This is a genomic window from Enterobacteriaceae bacterium Kacie_13 (assembly GCA_013457415.1).
Taxonomy (GTDB): domain Bacteria; phylum Pseudomonadota; class Gammaproteobacteria; order Enterobacterales; family Enterobacteriaceae; genus Rahnella.
On record CP045665.1, the window covers coordinates 2148225 to 2167502 of the forward strand.

Genomic DNA, 19278 nt, shown 5'->3' on the forward strand with positions numbered 1-19278 from the left:
TCAGACTCCTTTACCTTCGTCGTCGAGCGATTCTTTGATGGCCGACAGCGGACGTGCCGGAGTGCGATGCTGCCCAGGCCCGCCGTGTTCGCTGCTTTGTCCTTCATGCGCCTGCGGGCCTTTGCGGATAAGCTTCATCATGTACACATACCCCACGCCGAACACCGACGAGTAAATCACCACGAACAGCAGCAGGCTGATGCTCATCTGCATTGCCCCGTGATTCGAAACGGCATCTTTGGTGCGCAGCAGACCGTACACCACCCACGGCTGCCGCCCGATTTCGGTGGTGAACCAGCCTGCCAGCAAAGCGATCAGCCCTGAAGGCCCCATCCATAAAGCGAAGCGCAGGAAGGCTTTGTTCTCATACAGATTGCCGCGCCAGCGCAGATAAAGGCTCCACAGCCCGAGCACGATCATCAGCATTCCCAGTCCGGCCATGATGCGGAAGGTGTAGAAAATGATAGTGGAGTTCGGGCGATCTTCTTTCGGGAAGGATTTCAGCGCCGGGATTTGCTGTGACAGACTGTGCGTCAGGATAAGGCTGCCGAGATAAGGGATCTCCACGGAATAACGGGTTTCCTCGCGGTTCATATCCGGATAACCAAATAGGATCAACGGCGTCGGTTCGCTGTCTTTATTCTCCCAGTGGCCTTCGATTGCGGCGATTTTGGCAGGCTGATATTTCAGGGTGTTAAGTCCGTGCGCGTCGCCCAGAAATGCCTGGATCGGCGAGACAATCAGCGCCATCCACATCGCCATCGACAACATGGTGCGCATTGCTGGCGTGTTGCGGCCTTTCAGCAAATGCCAGGCGGCAGAGGCGCCGACAAAGAACGCTGAAGACAGGAACGCAGCAGTGGTCATGTGCAGCAGCCGGTAGGGGAATGACGGATTGAAAATCACTTTAAACCAGTCGACCGGGATAACCTGATTGTTGACGATTTCATACCCTTGCGGCGTGTGCATCCAGCTGTTCGACGCGAGGATCCAGAACGTGGACATCAGTGTGCCGAGCGCCACCATACAGGTCGCGAAGAAGTGTAGCCCGGGACCGACGCGGTTCCAGCCGAACAGCATCACGCCGAGGAAACCCGCTTCGAGGAAGAAGGCGGTGAGCACTTCATAGGTCAGCAACGGACCGGTGATACTGCCCGCGAACGAGGAGAAAAAGCTCCAGTTAGTTCCGAACTGATAAGCCATCACCAGCCCGGAAACCACGCCCATCCCGAAGTTCACGGCAAAAATTTTCGACCAAAAGTGGTAAAGGTCGCGATATTCCTCTTTTTTGGTTTTCAGCCACATCCCCTCGAGTACAGCCAGAAAACTGGCCAGCCCGATAGTGATAGCCGGAAATATAATGTGGAAGGAAACGGTAAAGGCGAACTGTATGCGTGCCAGCTCAAAGGCATCCAGACCAAACATAAAACCTCTTTTTTTGCAGGTGAGCCCTTTAACCAATCATAGGTGGCAGAACCAGGGTGGTTAAAATTTATTCATAATAGGGAGTTTTTCAGGGGAGGAGATTGAAACATGGGGAAGGGTTGTATAACAGATACAGTTTGGTGATGATGATATATAACAGTCAGGGGCCGCTGCCAGGGCGCTTTTAACGTCAACTTCAACGTCAAGACCTTGGGCTCGCCGCCCAAACTGGCCCAGAGGACGCGTAAACGCGCGCCCTCTGGACTCCCGCGTTTTTTAAAACACGTGCCATGCGTCCCGGCTCTGTTTCAGAAACTCCTCCTATTGCCGCAAAATCCCGCCGCTGCGCGGTGCCCTCCGGTCGGGTTACAACCCGCGCAAAAAAAACCGCGCGGGTTTCCACCTCTCCCTCCGGCGTGCTTTTTGAAAGCGGCCAGAGCTTTTTAGGTCACAACTTCACCCGCTCAGGATGAGAGAAGAAAAGGGACAACTAAAAATCAAAGACGACTTGTTTCTGTTTTAAAAATGGTGAGATGGCGCGATCAAAAATCCTGCCGAACGGAGCGGCTTCGAGACCTGTGGCTCGAAGACCGAGAGAGGGAACCGCGAAGCGGCAAGATTTTGCGCCACACGCGGGAGCTACAGAACACGTCCATCGTTATAGCGATAGCGCATGTATAAAAGAGCCCGGGGGGTCTTGGGGGGTGGCGGCGATAGGCCGCCCCCCAAGTCGGTGTGGGCCGACGCCCACGGTCTTGAATTTGATTTTTGAATTTAAAAGCCGCTATTGCTTCGGCTCAAGCAAGGATAAGTGTTCAACCCTATCTATTGCGCACCGAATTTCGCCAAATCCTATCTCCCCCGGCATATTCCCCATATCCGGGGTGCTCAGGCTCCGGTCAATAATCACCGCCAGATCTCCCTCGGTGATCCCCTCAGCAAGCTGAGACAGTTGCGTCGGGACGGCGCTCGCCTGCGCGAGTGCGATGGCGGTCAGTAACTCTTCGTCGCTGCGACCTTCCAGTGCCAGCAGGCATAAATTCCCATATCCGACCAGCAGACCGTGCGGGACGTGGCGGGTTTTGGCGCAGGCGGTGAAGCCTTCATATAAGGCATGTGCCGCACCGGTGTGTGCGCCGTTGCTCATAACAGAAGTGAGTCCGGCATAGAGGAAAATTGCGTCGAGGACCTGTTCGAGCGCGTTGTTCGCTTTGCCTTCCTGCACCGCGAAACAGGCGTCGGCGGCGAAGTGTTCGATGAGGGTGTAACAGAGTTCGCTGTTGGTACGGGCAACGCCCGCCAGGCCGGTGAGCTGGTTAATATCGCTGATGGCGCGGTATTCGTACCACTTCGCCAGCGTGTCGCCGATCCCGGCCGAAAGCCAGGGCAGCGGGGCGGTAGCAAGCAGATCGGCATCAATGACAACAGCTGCCGGGCCGCAGGGGAGCGGGAACATATCGCGGAACTGGCCGTCCTGATGATAACGAAACGTCAGTGACGTGACGGCAGAACAGGTACCCGCAATGCTCGGTAACGTAACAACGGGGATATTGCAGGCAACGCCAGCCGCTTTGGTGGCGTCGATGGCTTTGCCGCCGCCGGTGGCGATAATCACTTCCACGCCCTGCGTGCGGAAAATATCTGCCAGCCGGTTGATCTCCTCCTGACAACATTCGCCGTTAAACACTTCGCTGCCGAGATAGCTGACCATCTGCTGCTCCAGCTGATCGGCGACTTTTGCCTCGACGCTGGCAATCGCGCGTTTGCCGCCGACCAGCATGGCGCGTTGCCCCAGACGTCCGCACATCGCGCCCAGATGTTTAATCGCTCCACGACCGCGCAGGACGCTGGCAGGAAATACCAACCGGTGGGTAAACATAGATGCCCTCAGAAAACACAGTGTTTTAAAAAGTATAGAAGGCGTATTGGGGAACGTTACAAATTCAGCGGCGACGCTGGCGGACGGCGTCGTGGGTTTTACGCAGGGCATCGCGCGCGCCCGGTAAACGCTGGGCAATGCCGATATACAGGCAGTCGATGATCAGCAACTGGCTGGTGCGGCTGGCCATGGCAGCGGCGCGGAAACCCAGTTCGCGCCCGCTGGTCAGCAGAACAACGTCGGCCTTGCGGGCGAGAGGAGAGCGGCCACCGGCGGTGATGGCCAGCGTTTTGGCACCGGCGGATTTTGCCTGAATAAGCGCATCGAGAACGCCGGTGGTTTCACCCGAGTGGGAAATCGCCAGCGCGACGTCCGCGGTGGAAAGCTGGCAGGCGCTGACCAGACTTTCGTCGGTGCTGCCGTAAGTCTGGGCGATAACACCGATGCGGCGCAGTTTCTGGCAAAAATCCTGGGCGACCAGGGCCGACGCGCCTGCACCATAAACATCGATGCGCCGTGCCTGTGTCAGCACGCTCACCGCCTGTTCCAGCGCTTCTCCGCTCAACAGCTGTGCGGTGGCGCTGGCACCTTCCACTTCAAACGCCAGCAATTTTTGCAGGATCTGTTTCGGTGTATCACCCTCGCCGATATCGGCCACCAGCGGTTCGGCAGCCGGGGCGTTGTGTGGCAGTTCGGCGGCTAACGCCAGCCGCAGCGCGGGATAGCCTTCAAACCCTAACCGTCGGCTGGCGCGCACCACCGTGGCGGTGCTGGTCGCGGCACGCTTTGCCAGTTCGGTGACGCTGAGCCGGGCGACGCCCGGCGGATCGCTGAGGATAAGGGTGATCACCCGCTGTTCTGCCTGCGAAAAACTGCCCTGTAACGCGGCTAAACGCGACTGCAAATTCATCACGCTCATTGTTTATTTTTCCAGTTCGCGCAGATGGTCATCTTTGCGCAGCGTCATCAGCGCAAACAGGCTGACGATACAGGTCGCGACTACGTAATACGCCGGAATATCAAGATTGCCGGTTTCTTTAATAAGACCGGTGATGATCAAGCCCGCACAGCCGGAGAACACCGCGTTCGACAGCGAATAGGATAAACCGAGGCCGGTGTAACGCACGCGGGTCGGGAACATTTCCGCCAGCATCGCCGGGCCGGGCCCTGCAATCATGCCGATAGTTGCCCCGGCGATCAGTACCGCAATACCTTTTGCCAGCAGGCTGCTGTCAGGGTTCTGTAACAGGTGCAGCAGCGGGAAGCTGAGGATAATCACCGCCAGCACCGCTGCTATCATCACCTTTTTACGACCAATTTTATCGCTCAGCCAGCCGGAAGGGAGGATCGCTATCGCAAAACCGACGTTCGCTAATACCGTCGCGACTAGCGCCTGTAAGAACGTGGCGTGCAGCGAGGTTTGTAGATAAGAAGGCATCACGACGAGGAAGGTGTAACCGCCCGCTGACCAGCCCATCATGCGGCCAATCCCCAGCGCGATGGCTTTGGCGGTCGCTACGGCAGAGGCTTTCTCGGCAGCCGTTTTTTGTGCTTTAACTTGCGGCGTTTTACTCGCCACAAAGCTCGGCGTCTCATCGAGTTTCAGCCGCAGCCACAGCGCCACCAACCCCATTGGCAGGGCCAGCAGGAATGGAATACGCCAGCCCCAGTCTTTCATCTGCGCGTCCGGCAGCGTCTGTACCAGAATCGCCACCAGCCCGACACCGGTCAGTAAACCTAATGACACGGTGAACGACTGCCATGCGCCGTAGATCCCGCGTTTGCCCTTCGGCGCAAACTCGGTCATCAGCGAGACCGCACCGCCAAATTCTCCCCCGGCGAACAGCCCCTGAAACATACGCATCAGCGTCAGTAACAACGGTGCTGCGACGCCAATCTGCGCATAAGTTGGCAGCAGGCCAATAATGGCAGTGGCAACGGTCATCAGGAGGACGACTGCAATCAGAGTCGGTTTGCGGCCAATGCGGTCGCCGATGCGGCCAAAAATAATCGCGCCAATCGGGCGGCAGAAAAACGCCAGCGCGAAAGAGGCATAGGTAAGCAGCAAGCCGGTCAGGCCGCTCTGACCTTCCAGCGTGAAGAAGTTACCGGCGATAAGCGTCGCCAGATAGCCGTACACACCGAATTCGTACCATTCGATAAAGTTGCCGACGGATCCGGCGACAAGTGCCCGACGGGACTGGCTGGCGCTGGCTACAGCAGCGGAAGTGTGGCTGGTCATCAATAACCTCAGGTCATGAGCAGAAAAGGGGATGTAAATAATTTTCTAAATTCAGGTGACCATTATGTCAATGATTTTCATGTATTGAACAAAATAAAAGCGAAATCTGTGGAGTTGAACAGAATTTAAAGAGGAATACGGGGGCGAAACAAAACAGGCGATGCCCGGAAGCATCGCCTGTCAGTGGAATAGAAGGGGAGTAAAGCGTGTCAGAGCGTGTGGATGTCGATCCCGTCGCCAATGTTGCTTTTCTGGTAATAAGCGCGTGGCACTTCAACCTGATACTGCTTGTCGGCGTAGGCGACTTCCAAAATGAAACGCTCGTTTTCATATGATTCAACCGGGATAAACCCGAAGAATCCCTCCGCCACGCTGATGGTGCGCGAAGACGGAACGGCATAACGGTGAACAATCCTTGCTCTGAGCGGCTGCTGAGTGCCAGTTAACATATTCCATACGCGGTTAACGGGTTGCGACAGCGTGCCAAGCACGTCTGAGGCCAGCGAGTTGAGAACGGACTTCTTCATAGTCATGATGAATACCTCGTTGGTCTCCCCCGTCATACTTCAAGTTGCAGGTGCGTTGGCTGCTCGAATTATCTTGGGGGCTATATAACCTAATTCTTATAATTATCTGCGGTTAAGATCCAATGATTTTTAACGCTAAGCTTAGTCAGGTTTTGTAAGCCTTTGGCGGATTTAGAGATTACTCCGCCATTGTTTTGCGTCTTTTGCCGGATTTGCGTTCTGCTAGCAATAACGGACAGGAAGGGCACATCGCGTGATCTGCCAGATCGTAGCGCAGACAGCACTGTTTGCGGTATTGCGGGCTGTCAGGATCGGCGGGGTTTTCCGGGCGCAGTGGCTGGAACAGCGGATTTTTGCCGCCATAGCGCAGCTCACGAGATTCCATCAGCGCCACGCCGTCGGTGATATCCGCGTTCGCCAGCTCCGCCTGCTTCACGCCCCATCCGACGCGGATCGCCGCGTTGCTCCAGTAAATACCCGGCTTGAGACCGGAGAATTCTGCCAGCGCTTCACATACCGGGCGCAAATGCTGCTCTATCATCACATCAAACCGCGCCATTGGCTCGGCGGAGATCAGCGCTTCGCCCTCACCATCGAGATAAATCTGTGCGGGCAAGCCTTCTTCCTGCATACACAGATAGACATTTTGAGCGGCGATGGGCAACTGCCAGCCGTGGCGCAGAGAAACGATCACCCAGCTCGGCAACAGGGTAGCGAAATACCACTGGGACCACATCGAGATCCGCGCACGGCGTTTATCGCATTGCCCAGCGTCGGCAGAGTTGGCGTCCAGATAACGTTTGAGCACGCTGGCACAGCCTTCGGCCGTGGTCAGGTGCGACATCGGCACTGCGTTGGTCACCAGCGGTGTCAGCGGTTTGAAGGTGTCCGCCACCCAACTGACGGGTGTATCGCGGAAACTGTCGAGGAGTCTTTGCATTGTCGGTGTCGAATGGGATTCGGCGCTATAAATCATGAGGGTAGAGTAGCGAATATTGAAGCGGAATAGTAATGATTTCGATTTAGATTGCACAAAACGCCACACCGCGCACGCAGCGGGGCGCAATGGCTGTGCCCCGGCGTAAAGCAAAGGCTTACAGCACGTTACTTTGTAATACCCACACCGCTGCTTCGACACGGGATTTAAGTTTCATCTTTTTCAGAAGATGTTTAACGTGCACTTTTACCGTGCTCTCAGTGATGTTCAGACGGCGGGCGATCATCTTGTTCGGCAGGCCTTCGGCGATAAGCTTGATGATGTCACGCTCGCGCGGCGTCAGTGACTGAATATCACGGTCGCCGCTAGGACGGCTTTCGCGCAGGCTGGCTGCCAGCACTGGCGTCAGGGCTTCGCTCAGCACCATCTTACCGGCGGCGGCGTTGTGCAACGCGGTCAGCAAATCTTCAGGCTCCATGTCTTTGAGCAAATAGCCGTCGGCACCGCGCTTGAGCGCCGTTACCACGTCATCTTCATGATTCGACACGCTGAACACCACCACGCGGCCGGAAAGCGAGGTCTGGCGCATTTTATCCAGCGTATCCAGTCCGTTCATACCGGGCATGTTCAGATCAAGCAAGATCAGGTCGGGATCGAGCTGTTTCGCCAGCTCGACGCCTTGTTCACCGTTACTGGCTTCGCCGATCACTTGCAGGCTGGTATCGAGTGCTATCAGCTGTTTGACGCCGTTACGCAGCATAGGATGATCGTCAATCAGCAAAATGGTGGAAGGGGTGATGTCGTTCATACTTGCTCCTGGGGATTAATAGGCAAGGCTTCAGGGCGGAAACGCACCACAACTTCGGTGCCGCCGTCCGGGCGCCGGTCAAACCGGCAACTGCCGTGCAGGGTACTGGCACGATCCTGCATGATGATCAGGCCATAGTGATTTTGCCGTTCGGCGTTTTGAACAATGCCCTGACCGTTGTCGCAAATGCGCATGGTGATCTCACCGTCGTCGCAGTGCAGGGAAAGGGAAACTTGTGTCGCTTTAGCGTGCTTGTGCGCATTGTTCAGCGCCTCGCGGGCGATGTGCAGCAGATGAATGCCCTGATTAGCGGGCACCGAACGTGGCGGGATTTGATAATCGAATCCCACCGGCAGTCCCATACGGCGCGAGAATTCATCCACAGTATGTTGCAGTGCGGCGCGCAGGCCAGGCGTGTTGAGCGTCAGGCGGAAAGTGGTCAGCAGTTCGCGCAACTGGCGGTAGGCGGTACTCAGCTCATCACGCATTTGCTGTAACAGATTTTTGTCGTCTTCGGAAAACGATTCGGCGTGCATCTGCAAACAGGCGACCTGAATTTTCAGGCAGGAAAGCGACTGCGCCAGCGAATCGTGCAGCTCGCGGGCGATCGCCGAGCGTTCTTCCATCAGCATCAGTTGCTGCTGATGTTCAGCCTGACGTGCCAGCATCAGGGTACTGGTCAGCTGTTCGAGCAGAGTGGCCACCAGCTGTTGTTGATCGTCATCCAGATGCTGTCCCGGTGGCAACTGCGCCAGCAGCACGCCGTAGTTCTCTCGCTCATCGCGCAGGCTCCAGCTCAGCGATTCTCCGTAGTCATCGGCATGTTCCCCGACTTTCGGGCTGACCGGCTGGCGCGGCGATACATTGCTAAATTCGTTAAAAACTTCGGCGCTGTTGTTCTCGTACTGTCGCAACTGAACCCCGCTTAACGGTGTTAAAGACTGCAACTCTTTCAGCACCGGCTGCATCCGAACTTCCAGCGGTTCGCTGGTGTGTAACTGTCGGCTGACGCGGTACAGATAATCCAGCATCTGATTTTTCTGTTGCAGATCGGCGGTTTTCTCCGCGACGCGCTGCGCCAGATTATCCACCATTTCCGCCAGTGCCAGAGACATGCTGTTGAGCGAATCGCCAAGAATATCCATCTCGTTATGCGCATCACCGTTCGCCACGCGTTTGCGCTGATAGCGATGGCTGAAATCTCCGGCGGTGATGGCGCTGGCCTGAGATAACAGGCTGCGCCACGGCGTCAGCAGATGGCGCCGCAGGAACCAGATGGTAACAGCGAGCAGCAACAGGGTGACGGCCACCAGCGCGCGCTGGATCAGTGAAATCTGTTGTAAATGGTATTCGGTTTTGTGTTCGAGGGTGGCGACCAGCACGTCAAGCTGGCCGACGAATACCGCGACGTTGGCGGAAACATCCTGTGGATGCTTCGCTGCCAGCAGTTGATCCCGCAGTGTGGTTTGCCAATAATTGCGCAGCGCCAGAAACTGCGGTTGCAGGTTTTCGCGTTCGACAGCCTGCAACAGATCGGCGCTGTTCTGATCGACTTCCATCTGGCGAATGTACGCAGTGTTTTTCGCGCTGAGCGGGACTTCCGACAGCAACCGGTAACTTTGCATACGCAGCGAACCGGCCTTATTAATGGCGTGCGCGTTGCCTTCGATACTCCCCGCCATCCACGCCGCCATGCTCATACCACCAATGCCCAACAGGCCGAGCAGCAACATCAGCAAAGTGATTTGGCTGACCAGCGACAGAGAAGGCAGGGCGCGTTTAAGCATGGGTCGGGTTTCCGGTGGCTATGAAAAGCGTTAAGTAATTGGTTATATACCGCTTAGTGCTGATCTAAGCGCTCTGTAATGGAGGCATTTTTTATGATCCGGATGACTTTCCCTATACCCCTTTGTGATTACTCCTTTATTTCCTCTGGCGTGATGACCGGGACGGAATGAGAGGAATTAAGACATCAACTTAATGAATTATGACATTTTTTTAGAAAACAGCCCGATACTCACAAAGGATCCATGCTGATTTTAACGCCTTTTTCCACCTGCCGTTGCGTTGATTTGCATCAACATCCCTAAGCGGTGCTCTACCTAGTGTGTGCGACATAACTCAACCATTACAACAATAACGCGCGTTAACTCGAGGTTCTTATGTCACACACATCCGTTTCACCGACGAAAAAACCGTCCCGCCTGTTGCAGGACTGGCGTCCGGAAGACCCGGCATTTTGGGAAAAGACCGGCCATAAAGTCGCCAGCCGAAATTTATGGATCTCCGTGCCGTGTCTGTTACTGGGTTTCTGCGTCTGGATGCTGTTCAGCCTGGTTTCCGTCAACCTGAACAAAGTCGGCTTTAACTTCACCACCGATCAGCTGTTCATGCTGACTGCGATCCCGTCCGTTTCTGGTGCACTGCTGCGCGTGCCTTATTCCTTTATGATCCCGCTGTTTGGCGGACGCCGCTGGACGGCGCTCAGCACCCTGTTCCTGGTTCTGCCTTGTGCATGGCTGGGCTTTGCGGTGCAAGATACCACCACGTCATACAATACATTTCTGATCATCGCGTTGTTGTGCGGCTTCGGCGGCGCAAACTTTGCTTCCAGCATGTCTAACATCAGCTTCTTCTTCCCGAAAGCGAAACAGGGCGGCGCGTTGGGTATCAACGGTGGTCTGGGTAATCTGGGCGTTAGCGTGATGCAGCTGGTTGCTCCTCTGGTGATTTCCCTTGGCGTTTTTGCCGCGTTCAGCGATACACAAACGCTGGCCAATGGCTCAGATATCTGGCTGCAAAACGCCGCGTGGATCTGGGTGCCGTTCCTGGTGATAGGTACGATTGCTGCCTGGTTTGGGATGAACGATTTGGCGTCTTCTAAAGCGTCGATCCGCCAGCAATTACCGGTACTCAAACGCGGTCACCTGTGGATCATGAGCGTGCTGTATCTGGCGACGTTCGGCTCGTTTATCGGCTTCTCTGCGGGTTTCGCGATGCTGACCAAAACCCAGTTCCCTGATATCAACATCATGCAGTACGCCTTCTTCGGCCCGTTCTTCGGCGCACTGGCGCGTTCTGCGGGGGGGATGTTGTCGGATCGTCTTGGCGGGATCCGCGTCACGCTGGTTAACTACATTCTGATGGCGATTTTCGCCGGTCTGCTGTTCCTGACTTTGCCGGTCAACGGTGTGGGCGGCAACTTCCCGGCCTTTTTCGCAGTGTTCATGGTGCTTTTCCTGACGGCCGGTCTGGGAAGTGGTTCCACTTACCAGATGATTGCCGTGATATTCCGTAAACTGACCACCGATCAGGCGAAAGCCCGCGGTGCGACTGACGACGATGCTCTGCGCGAAGCCGTGACCGACACCGCTGCGGCGCTTGGTTTCATCTCTTCCATTGGTGCTATCGGCGGGTTCTTCATCCCTAAAGCCTTCGGGACCTCTCTGGCGATGACCGGCTCACCGGCTGGCGCGATGAAAGTCTTCCTGGTGTTTTACGTGGTCTGTGCGCTGATCACCTGGCTGGTGTACTGGCGCAAGCTGAACAAAGGTTTTGCGACCAAACAGGCCAAAAACTGAGTCAGTGAAAGCCAAAAGAAACAAGGGGCTGCGGCCCCTTTTTTGCTGCGCGGAATTTACTTCACATAGGAATTCAGTGCGATTAAAAGCGCATTAAAAAACCGGCTCACTGGCCGGTTTGCATACGCAAAAACATCAGAACATATTTGCGTTAAATATTTTAACGCTGACCCCAGACTAGGCCGATGAGCGCAGATAGATACTTAAAACGCCATTTTATTTAAGTTATGCATCATGGGACTGATTCAAACCAGCCGTGCCTTTCCGCCTGACTGGCCGCACTCACGGTGATTAACACCGCAAACAACACCTTTTTCATAGCATCTACTTATAAATATGGCGCTTACTATAAATTGGTTGAATGTGTTCTGCGGCACGGTTTCTGAGTTATCTGCAAAAACAAATGTCTTCAATGTGCGATATCATGCGTTATGCATTATTTGGAAACGGCTGCTGAATAGACATTCCCTCGCACTGCATTCCAGATTATTCACCTAACTCAATGAAATAAAAAACTTTGGACATCAAACAGCTCATTTATCTGTGTAATCTCGAACGCGAGCGGCATTTTGGCAGGGCGGCGGAAGCCAGTTTTGTCAGTCAGCCGACGCTGTCGATGCGCTTAAAAAATCTCGAGAAAGAACTCGGGCTGAACCTGATTAACCGCGGGAATAACTTTGAAGGTTTCACCGCCGAAGGGCTGCGGGTGCTGAGCTGGGCGCGGGAAATCGTGGCGGTGTATGAGGGGCTGAAGCTGGAAGTAGAATCGCTCAAGCAGGGCATGAGTGGCACGTTACGTATCGGCGTGATGCCGCAGTGCAGCGTCTCGCTGGCAAAGCTTATTAAAGCGGTGAGTCTGGTGCATCCGGGGCTGGATTATCGGGTGTCGGAAGTCAGTGCCGATCAGCTGATCGAAGCGCTGAGTAGCCATTCGGTGGATGTCGGCATCGGGTTCTTTGAATTCTCTACCCTCAATGAACTGCGCTTCCAGCTGGTTCCGCTCGATGACGGCGGCGTTGACGTGGTCTATCACCCGGATCACTTTCCGGAGTTGCAAAACCTCAGTCTGATCACCGCCGAACAGGCTGCCGCGTTGCCGCTGTGCCTGTCCGAACCGAGCCGCTATTTCCGGCGCTATCTGGATAATTTCTTCCGTCAGGCCGGGCTGGCGCTGCATCCGCGTCTGGAAAGTACCTCGATATTTCAGCTGATGCAGGGCGTATTTGTCGGCATCGGCTGTGCGCTGGTGCCGCGCGGGCATCTGATTGACGAAATGAATCCGGCGCTAAAGCGTTGTCCTCTGGATATTACGCCAATGAGCCGCCATGCCGCGCTGGTGGTCGCCGAAGCAGGGCGCTCGACACCTCTGGCGCAACATTTCTTCACCGCAGCCGGCCTATGGTTAGCGCAACAGCCCATTGAGAAATAATCGAACACGGTTGAGTGCGAATTTATCTCATGAAATCCTATTGATGTAATGAATGTTTGGGCTCAAGCTTTGCGTTATGACTTAAGTGAAATGGATGGAACGAAAATGAAGACATTAAAAACGGTGATTTTAGCAGTGGCGGCGAGCGGCATTTTACTGGCTGGCAGCGCACAGGCGTCGAACAATCTGCTCGGGCAACTTCAGCAGGCAGCCAACGAAGGGCTGAACGGCGCGGGCAAAAACACCAACAGCACGGGCACCACTTCGTCGCTGACTTCACTGCTTAGCGGCGGAGACAGTGCACTGACTTCCACCAGCGCCAACAACGTGGCGGGTGTGTTGCAGTACTGTGTGAAAAACAATGTACTTTCAAAAGCCAGCACCGAGAATGTGAAAGACCAGCTGCTGAGCAAACTGGGTATCCAGACCGCCTCCGGCGCGGAAAGCCAGGATTATCAGCAGGGGCTGGGCGGTTTGCTGAAAACAGGTAAAGATCAAAGTGTGGATCTGAATAACCTGGGCAGCGGGTTGACGCAGGTGAAAGAGAAAGTCAAAACCAAAGCATGTGATGTGGTGCTGAAGCAGGCTAAATCGTTTATTTGATTTTGCATGGGCCGATGCAAGGGGCGGCTTTTAAATTCAACTTCAAAGTCAAAACTGTATAAGTCAAAACCGTGGGTTGCCACCCACAATCAAAACCGTGGGTTGCCACCCACACTGGCCTTAAGGGCGGCTTATCGCCGCCGCCCTTAAGAATCCCGGGCTCTTTAAAACACGTGCCATGCATCCCGGCTCTGTTCCAGAAACTCCTTCTATTGCCGCAAAATCCCGCCGCTGCGCGGTGCCCTCCGGTCGGGTTACAACCCGCGCAAAAAGCCGCGCGGTTTTCCACCTCTCCCTACGGCGTGATTTTTGAACGCGGCCAGACACTTTTAGGTCACAACTTCGCCCACTTGGATCATTTCTAAAAACCAAATACGTTTTGCCAATTTTCTTTTCTTGTTTTTTAAAAGGGTGAGATGGCGCGATTAAAAAATCCTGCCGAACGGAGCGGCTTCGAGACCATAGGCTCGAAGACCGAGAGAGGGAACCGCGTAGCGGCAGGGTTTTGCGCCACATGCGGGAGTCACAGAACACGTCCATCGTTCCCGCGAAAGCGTGTTTGAAAAAGCGGGGAGGGATCCAAGGGAGGGAAAGCACTTCCCTCCTTTGGGCGGTTTAGGCGCAGCGGGTAAAATGATCACTGCAGTTGAGAAACCGAAACTGTCTCGGTCAAATTTTAAGCTATTTCAGCAGCGACCTCTGCAACTACTCCGCGTAGACTTTCTCTTTACTCTCACACAAATCCTCGATCAAACAGCTCCCGCACCGCGGTTTACGCGCAATACAGGTATATCGCCCATGCAAGATCAGCCAGTGATGGCAATCGAGCATGAATTCCTTCGGGACGACTTTCAGCAATTTCTCTTCAACGTCTTCAACGGTCTTCCCTGGCGCGAACTTCGTCCGGTTGCAGACACGGTATATGTGCGTGTCGACGGCGATTGTCGGCCAGCCGAAGGCGGTGTTGAGCACCACATTGGCGGTTTTGCGGCCTACACCCGGCAGGGCTTCCAGTGCGGCTCTGTCTTCCGGGACTTCACCGTTGTGCTTTTCCAGCAAAATGCGGCAGGTTTTGATCACGTTCTCGGCTTTGGAGTTGAAGAGGCCGATGGTCTTGATGTACTCCTTCACGCCGTCAACGCCGAGCGCCAGAATGGAGGCTGGCGTGTTGGCAACCGGATAGAGCCTTGCGGTCGCTTTATTGACGCTGACGTCCGTGGCCTGCGCGGAAAGTAGCACCGAAATCAGCAGCTCGAACGGGGTGGTGTACACCAGTTCAGTGGTGGGATGCGGGTTGTTATCCCGCAAACGGCTGAGGATCGCGACGCGCTTTTCCTTATTCATGCACACTTCCTTTTGGCAATGTTTCTTCGACAGCGACATGCTGCACGGCTTTACGCGCTTTCATGCGCTGATCGATCAGGTATTTGCCTGCCAGCAGCAGGCCGAGGCCAATAAAAGCGCCCGGTGGCAGCATCGCCAGCAGGAAAGGATTATCCAGATGAATCACTTCGATACGCAGGACTTTTGCCCACGGGCCGAGTAGCAGATCCGCGCCGTTGAACAACACGCCGCTGCCGAGAATTTCACGCAAGGAGCCGAGTACGAACATCGCACAGGTCGCACCGAGGCCGGTCATCGCGCCGTCGAGCGCCGCCAGATGCACCGGGCTGTTCGCTGCGCAGGCTTCCGCCCGTCCCACCACAATACAGTTAGTCACAATCAGTGGAATGAAGATCCCCAGCGCCTGATAAAGTCCGAATGCGTAGGCATTGATCAGCATTTCGACGGTACTCACTACCGAAGCGATAATCAGTACGTAAATCGGAATACGGATTTCATCCGGGATCCACTTACGAAAAGCTGAAATCATGCCGTTGGTGCAGGTCAGCACCAGCGTGGTCGCCAGCCCAAGCCCTAAAGCATTGGTCGCGGTGGAGGTGACGGCCAGCAGCGGACAAAGCCCCAGCAGCTGCACCAGCGAGGAATTATTGGTCCACAGACCCTGAACGATTATCTTTTTGGCTTCACTCATCACGGGCTCCACAAGGGGTGAGGTGGGAAAGCTGAGACGGTACCGTCCCGATAAATAACGCAGTTCGTTTTACGGAGCGCACCACGGCGCGCGGGGTAATAGTCGCACCGGTGAACTGATCAAACATACCGCCGTCTTTCTTCACTGCCCAGCGCGGATCGTTTACGCCATTGACAGTCTGATTGGCGAAATGCTTGATCCAGTCGGAAATACGCACTTCAATTTTGTCACCCAGTCCCGGCGTTTCATGCTGTTCCAGCACGCGCGAACCATAAACTTTGCCGTTAAAATCCGCAGCAACCAGTAATTGTATCGCCCCGGAGTAACCATCCGGCGCAGTGGTTTCCACCACGGCGGCGACCGGCTGACCTGCTTTGCGGGCCAGATACATCCGGTGCGGTGTCGCTGTGCCGAGTGATTCATCAGTGACGTTGTAACATTCATCCTGCAGGTTGTTATCATATATGCTGGCAGGAATGACCTGATCGAACAGTGTCTTTTGCTGTAGCTGGGCCTGATGCTCGATCGTCGGCTTGGTCAGCAGGTTGACGATGGCGGTCATCCCTGTCATCAGTGCGCCAAAGAAAGCCAGAATCAGGCCGTGGCGTCGCATGGTAGCTAACATAATTCTTCCTCAGCGATGCCCGTAAACGCGCGGCTGCGTGTAGTGATCAATCAGTGGCACGGTAATATTCGCCAGCAGAACGGCAAATGCCACGCCATCGGGATAACCGCCGTAAGTGCGGATCAACCAGATCAGTAACCCAATCAATGCACCGAATATCAGACGACCTTTCGGCGTGGTCGAGGCAGTGACCGGATCGGTTGCGATAAAGAAAGCACCCAGCATCGTTGCACCTGAGAACAGGCCCACCAGCGGTGACGAGTAGCTTTCCGGTGCCAGACCCCAGGCGATAGCGGCGCAAAACGTCAGCATGCCGAGCATCGCCACCGGAATGTGCCAGCTGATGATTTTACGCCACATCAGGAACAGGCCACCGGCCAGAAATCCGAGATTAATCCATTGCCAGCCGAGACCGGCCAGCACGCCGCCAAACAGCGGGGTGGCGAGGATCTGATCGGCAGAATGTCCGGAACGTAAACCGGTTTTAAATGCATCCAGCGGCGTCGCCTGCGTCACGCCATCGACGTTCATATTCAGCTGATAAGCGGTTAGATCCTGACTGTTATGACCGGTAAAAATAGTCAGCAGGGTGTCGATAAACCCGACGTGATGATGCTGCAACGCATCCGGCGGCAGCCAGGTGGTCATCTGCACCGGGAAGGAAATCAGCAGCACGACGTAACCGACCATTGCCGGGTTAAACGGATTTTGACCCAGACCGCCGTACAGCTGTTTGGCGATGATAATGGCGAAAATAGTACCGAGCACCACCATCCACCAGGGGCCAAGCGGCGGCAGGCTGAGACCCAGCAGAACCGCAGTCAGCAGGGCGCTGTTATCGCCAAGACGTTTTTTTACCGGTTGTTTGCGCAGCTGTAATACTGCGCCTTCCGCCAGCAGCGCAATGGTGATCGCCAGCGCGAGCTGAACCAGCGTACCGTATCCGAAGAACCAGACCTGAGCGAGCAGGCCGGGAATGCACGCCAGAATCACCATCATCATGATGGTGCTGGTATTCTGGCGGTTATGCGTAAAAGGTGAACTTGCGATCCTGAAGGCCATTTATTCCTCGTTCGACATGGTCTGAGCGGCTTTACGGGCCTTAACTCGGGCGATCGCAGCGGCGACGGCGGCTTTGCGTGGATCGCTTTCTTGTTGTGGTGGTTCTTTTTGTTCTGAGCCTTCGTCAGCGGCGGATTCCAGCGCGGCAGCTTTTTTGGCCTTCGCACGAGCAATGGCCGCGGCGACAGCGGCTTTACGTTTATCGTCAGCGGAAGGCTCTTTCGGTGACGTTGTCACTGAATCTGCCACGGCGGCTTCTTCACGGGCAGGCTGGACGGCAGCAGCTTTTTTGGCTTTCTCACGGGCGATAGCGGCGGCCACGGCAGCTTTGCGTTCATCTGCGGCCTCTTCAGGCGGGGCGATATGCAACTCGCTGTCCGTTGCTTCCACCACCACGCCGGTTCCGGCTTTTTTAGCTTTCATCCTGGCAATAGCCGCGGCGACGGCGGCTTTACGATCGTCACCGGCGGTCGGGGCAGTTTCAGGTACGGGTTCAGAGGCCACCGGAATTTCCTGCTCAGCGGCGGCCTTTTTGGCTTTCGCGCGGGCAATGGCCGCAGCCAGTGCGGCTTTACGCGGATCGGCATCGGCGGATTCTGTCGCCACGTCAGCGACCGGCGCATCTTCCACCGGTGTTTCATCGAGCTTCACGGCGGCTTTCTGATGTTTCTCTTCACGCGCTAATTTCTCGCGTTCCATACGCGCCTGTTTGGCTTCGAAGCGGGCTTTGGCTTCAGTCGCACGGGCAGTTTCAGTGTCGATGGCGCGGATTTCGGCCTTTTCCTGCCGGTAATATTGCACCAGCGGAATGTTGCTCGGGCAGACATAGGCGCAGGCGCCACATTCGATACAGTCGAACAAATTATGGTTGCGGGCTTTCTCGTGTTCCTGACCTTTACTGAACCAGTAAAGTTGCTGAGGCAGCAAACCGGCCGGGCACGCGTCGGCGCACAGGCTGCAACGGATACAGGCTTCTTCCGGCTCAGGCTGACCGAGTTCAGATTCAGACGGTGCCAGCAGGCAGTTGGAAATTTTAACCACTGGCACGTTAAGCGACGGCAGGGTGAAGCCCATCAAAGGCCCGCCCATGATCACCATCTTTTTGTCGCCCTGCGGCTGCAATGCACCTTCCTTCATCAGGTGCGCCACCGGAGTGCCGAGACGCGCCCAGACGTTGCCCGGTTTCGCCATCGCTTCGCCGGTCAGCGTCACCACGCGTTCGATCAGCGGTTCGCCGTCGATAATCGCGCGTTTGATGGCATACACCGTGCCGACGTTTTGCATCAGGACGCCGATAGACGACGAGTGATGACCTTTCGGCACTTCGAGGCCGGTCAGAATTTTGGTCAGCTGTTTGGCACCGCCGGATGGATATTTGGTCGGCACCACACGCAGTTCGAAGCGTACGCCAGCGGCCAGATCATGCTCCGCGTTAACTTTGATGGCGGCTTTAAATGCAGTAATAGCTTCCGGCTTATTGTCTTCGATGCCAATAAGCACGCGTTCAGGGTGCAGCATATGGCACAGAATGCGCGTGCCCTCAAGGATCTGATCCGCATGTTCCTGCATCAGCCGGTCATCGGCGGTGATATAAGGTTCGCACTCGGCGGCGTTGAGGATAAGCGTGCGGGTTGAGTTCAGGCCGCCTGAGAGTTTACTGGCGGTCGGGAAACCCGCGCCGCCGAGACCGGCAATACCGGCCTGGCTGATGCGCTGATTCAGCTCATCGGCAGAAAGCTTGCGGTAGTCGGCGATAAATTCGCGTTCGCACCAGGTGTCCTGGCCGTCGGCGTCGATCAGCACGCAAAGCTCTTTCAGCCCGGAAGGGTGCGCGGTGATGTGCGGCTCGATAGCGGTGATCACGCCTGAGGTCGGCGAATGCACCGGCACCGTACGGCCACGGCCTGTGGTCAGCGGCTGACCTTTCAGTACGCGGTCGCCCGCCTGCACGCACAGCTCGCCCTCGGGGCCAAGGTGTTGCTGGAGAGGAATGATAAAGCGCTCAGGCAGCGGTACGTTGCGCAGCGGAACGTGGCTCGACTGAGTCTTCATTTCCGGCGGATGTATCCCGCCGTCGAAGTCCCAGACTTTGTCTTTTTTGAGCGCGGCAAACAGATTAAACATG

Annotated in this window: 16 protein-coding genes; 3 read left to right on the top strand and 13 right to left on the bottom strand. The window is 55.7% G+C overall.

Translation table 11 applies throughout. From position 1 onward, the window contains the following. The 8 genes from GE278_09880 to narX form a co-directional block, all read right to left on the bottom strand. Window positions 1–1425, bottom strand: a complete 1425-nt coding sequence (locus GE278_09880) for a cytochrome ubiquinol oxidase subunit I (protein QLK61045.1) — start codon at window positions 1423–1425, stop codon at window positions 1–3. A gap of 784 nt (window positions 1426–2209) precedes the next feature. After that, window positions 2210–3304 carry an iron-containing alcohol dehydrogenase gene (locus GE278_09885; GenBank protein QLK61046.1) on the bottom strand — a complete coding sequence of 365 codons (1095 nt, stop codon included), beginning with the start codon at window positions 3302–3304 and terminating at the stop codon, window positions 2210–2212. A gap of 64 nt (window positions 3305–3368) precedes the next feature. Then, entirely contained in the window at window positions 3369–4223 is an 855-nt protein-coding gene (locus GE278_09890; protein QLK61047.1) for an SIS domain-containing protein, read from the bottom strand. A gap of 3 nt (window positions 4224–4226) precedes the next feature. Continuing rightward, window positions 4227–5546: an MFS transporter gene (locus GE278_09895; protein QLK61048.1), complete on the bottom strand. Its 1320-nt coding sequence runs from the start codon at window positions 5544–5546 to the stop codon at window positions 4227–4229. A 209-nt stretch (window positions 5547–5755) separates the two neighbouring features. Next, window positions 5756–6079 carry a hypothetical protein gene (locus tag GE278_09900; protein ID QLK61049.1) on the bottom strand — a complete coding sequence of 108 codons (324 nt, stop codon included), beginning with the start codon at window positions 6077–6079 and terminating at the stop codon, window positions 5756–5758. Between the two features lie 172 nt (window positions 6080–6251). Next, complete coding sequence (gene fhuF / locus GE278_09905) at window positions 6252–7013, bottom strand: siderophore-iron reductase FhuF (GenBank protein QLK63261.1); 762 nt, start codon at window positions 7011–7013, stop codon at window positions 6252–6254. A gap of 154 nt (window positions 7014–7167) precedes the next feature. Continuing rightward, window positions 7168–7818, bottom strand: coding sequence for a two-component system response regulator NarL (narL, locus tag GE278_09910; protein ID QLK61050.1), 651 nt, complete (start codon window positions 7816–7818; stop codon window positions 7168–7170). Then, entirely contained in the window at window positions 7815–9605 is a 1791-nt protein-coding gene (gene narX, locus GE278_09915; protein QLK61051.1) for a nitrate/nitrite two-component system sensor histidine kinase NarX, read from the bottom strand. Before narX ends, narL begins: the two co-directional genes overlap by 4 nt. 375 nt (window positions 9606–9980) lie before the next feature. Between narX and GE278_09920 the strand changes: the two genes are divergently transcribed. The 3 genes from GE278_09920 (at window position 9981) to GE278_09930 (ending at window position 13431) form a co-directional block, all read left to right on the top strand. Beyond that, the gene (locus GE278_09920) at window positions 9981–11399 is read left to right on the top strand and encodes a NarK family nitrate/nitrite MFS transporter (GenBank protein QLK61052.1); all 1419 of its coding nucleotides are present in this window, start codon (window positions 9981–9983) and stop codon (window positions 11397–11399) included. A 517-nt stretch (window positions 11400–11916) separates the two neighbouring features. Next, entirely contained in the window at window positions 11917–12828 is a 912-nt protein-coding gene (locus GE278_09925; GenBank protein ID QLK61053.1) for a LysR family transcriptional regulator, read from the top strand. A 105-nt stretch (window positions 12829–12933) separates the two neighbouring features. Further along, complete coding sequence (locus tag GE278_09930) at window positions 12934–13431, top strand: DUF2501 domain-containing protein (GenBank protein QLK61054.1); 498 nt, start codon at window positions 12934–12936, stop codon at window positions 13429–13431. Window positions 13432–14136: 705 nt separating this feature from the next. Here the strand turns inward: GE278_09930 and nth are convergent. The 5 genes from nth to rsxC are packed head-to-tail and all read right to left on the bottom strand — an operon-like array spanning window position 14137 to window position 19277. Beyond that, a complete protein-coding gene (nth, locus tag GE278_09935; protein QLK61055.1) occupies window positions 14137–14775 on the bottom strand; it encodes an endonuclease III in 639 nt (212 codons plus the stop codon). Next, window positions 14768–15466 carry an RnfABCDGE type electron transport complex subunit E gene (locus GE278_09940; protein ID QLK61056.1) on the bottom strand — a complete coding sequence of 233 codons (699 nt, stop codon included), beginning with the start codon at window positions 15464–15466 and terminating at the stop codon, window positions 14768–14770. Before GE278_09940 ends, nth begins: the two co-directional genes overlap by 8 nt. Further along, entirely contained in the window at window positions 15459–16091 is a 633-nt protein-coding gene (gene rsxG / locus GE278_09945) for an electron transport complex subunit RsxG (GenBank protein ID QLK61057.1), read from the bottom strand. Before rsxG ends, GE278_09940 begins: the two co-directional genes overlap by 8 nt. 9 nt (window positions 16092–16100) lie before the next feature. Beyond that, on the bottom strand, window positions 16101–17153 hold the full coding sequence (rsxD, locus tag GE278_09950; protein QLK61058.1) for an electron transport complex subunit RsxD: 1053 nt from the start codon (window positions 17151–17153) through the stop codon (window positions 16101–16103). After that, entirely contained in the window at window positions 17154–19277 is a 2124-nt protein-coding gene (gene rsxC, locus GE278_09955; GenBank protein QLK61059.1) for an electron transport complex subunit RsxC, read from the bottom strand. Window position 19278: the final 1 nt, after the last annotated feature.

Excerpts from the sequence above, each read along its gene's own strand:
- GE278_09895 (QLK61048.1), bottom strand. The coding sequence starts at position 5,546 with ATGACCAGCCACACTTCCGCTGCTGTAGCCAGCGCCAGCCAGTCCCGT.
- GE278_09900 (QLK61049.1), bottom strand. The coding sequence starts at position 6,079 with ATGACTATGAAGAAGTCCGTTCTCAACTCGCTGGCCTCAGACGTGCTT.
- narL (QLK61050.1), bottom strand. The coding sequence starts at position 7,818 with ATGAACGACATCACCCCTTCCACCATTTTGCTGATTGACGATCATCCT.
- GE278_09930 (QLK61054.1), top strand. The coding sequence starts at position 12,934 with ATGAAGACATTAAAAACGGTGATTTTAGCAGTGGCGGCGAGCGGCATT.
- GE278_09885 (QLK61046.1), bottom strand. The coding sequence starts at position 3,304 with ATGTTTACCCACCGGTTGGTATTTCCTGCCAGCGTCCTGCGCGGTCGT.
- GE278_09940 (QLK61056.1), bottom strand. The coding sequence starts at position 15,466 with ATGAGTGAAGCCAAAAAGATAATCGTTCAGGGTCTGTGGACCAATAAT.
- GE278_09890 (QLK61047.1), bottom strand. The coding sequence starts at position 4,223 with ATGAGCGTGATGAATTTGCAGTCGCGTTTAGCCGCGTTACAGGGCAGT.
- rsxD (QLK61058.1), bottom strand. The coding sequence starts at position 17,153 with ATGGCCTTCAGGATCGCAAGTTCACCTTTTACGCATAACCGCCAGAAT.
- rsxG (QLK61057.1), bottom strand. The coding sequence starts at position 16,091 with ATGTTAGCTACCATGCGACGCCACGGCCTGATTCTGGCTTTCTTTGGC.
- rsxC (QLK61059.1), bottom strand. The coding sequence starts at position 19,277 with ATGTTTAATCTGTTTGCCGCGCTCAAAAAAGACAAAGTCTGGGACTTC.
- nth (QLK61055.1), bottom strand. The coding sequence starts at position 14,775 with ATGAATAAGGAAAAGCGCGTCGCGATCCTCAGCCGTTTGCGGGATAAC.
- GE278_09920 (QLK61052.1), top strand. The coding sequence starts at position 9,981 with ATGTCACACACATCCGTTTCACCGACGAAAAAACCGTCCCGCCTGTTG.
- GE278_09880 (QLK61045.1), bottom strand. The coding sequence starts at position 1,425 with ATGTTTGGTCTGGATGCCTTTGAGCTGGCACGCATACAGTTCGCCTTT.
- narX (QLK61051.1), bottom strand. The coding sequence starts at position 9,605 with ATGCTTAAACGCGCCCTGCCTTCTCTGTCGCTGGTCAGCCAAATCACT.
- fhuF (QLK63261.1), bottom strand. The coding sequence starts at position 7,013 with ATGCAAAGACTCCTCGACAGTTTCCGCGATACACCCGTCAGTTGGGTG.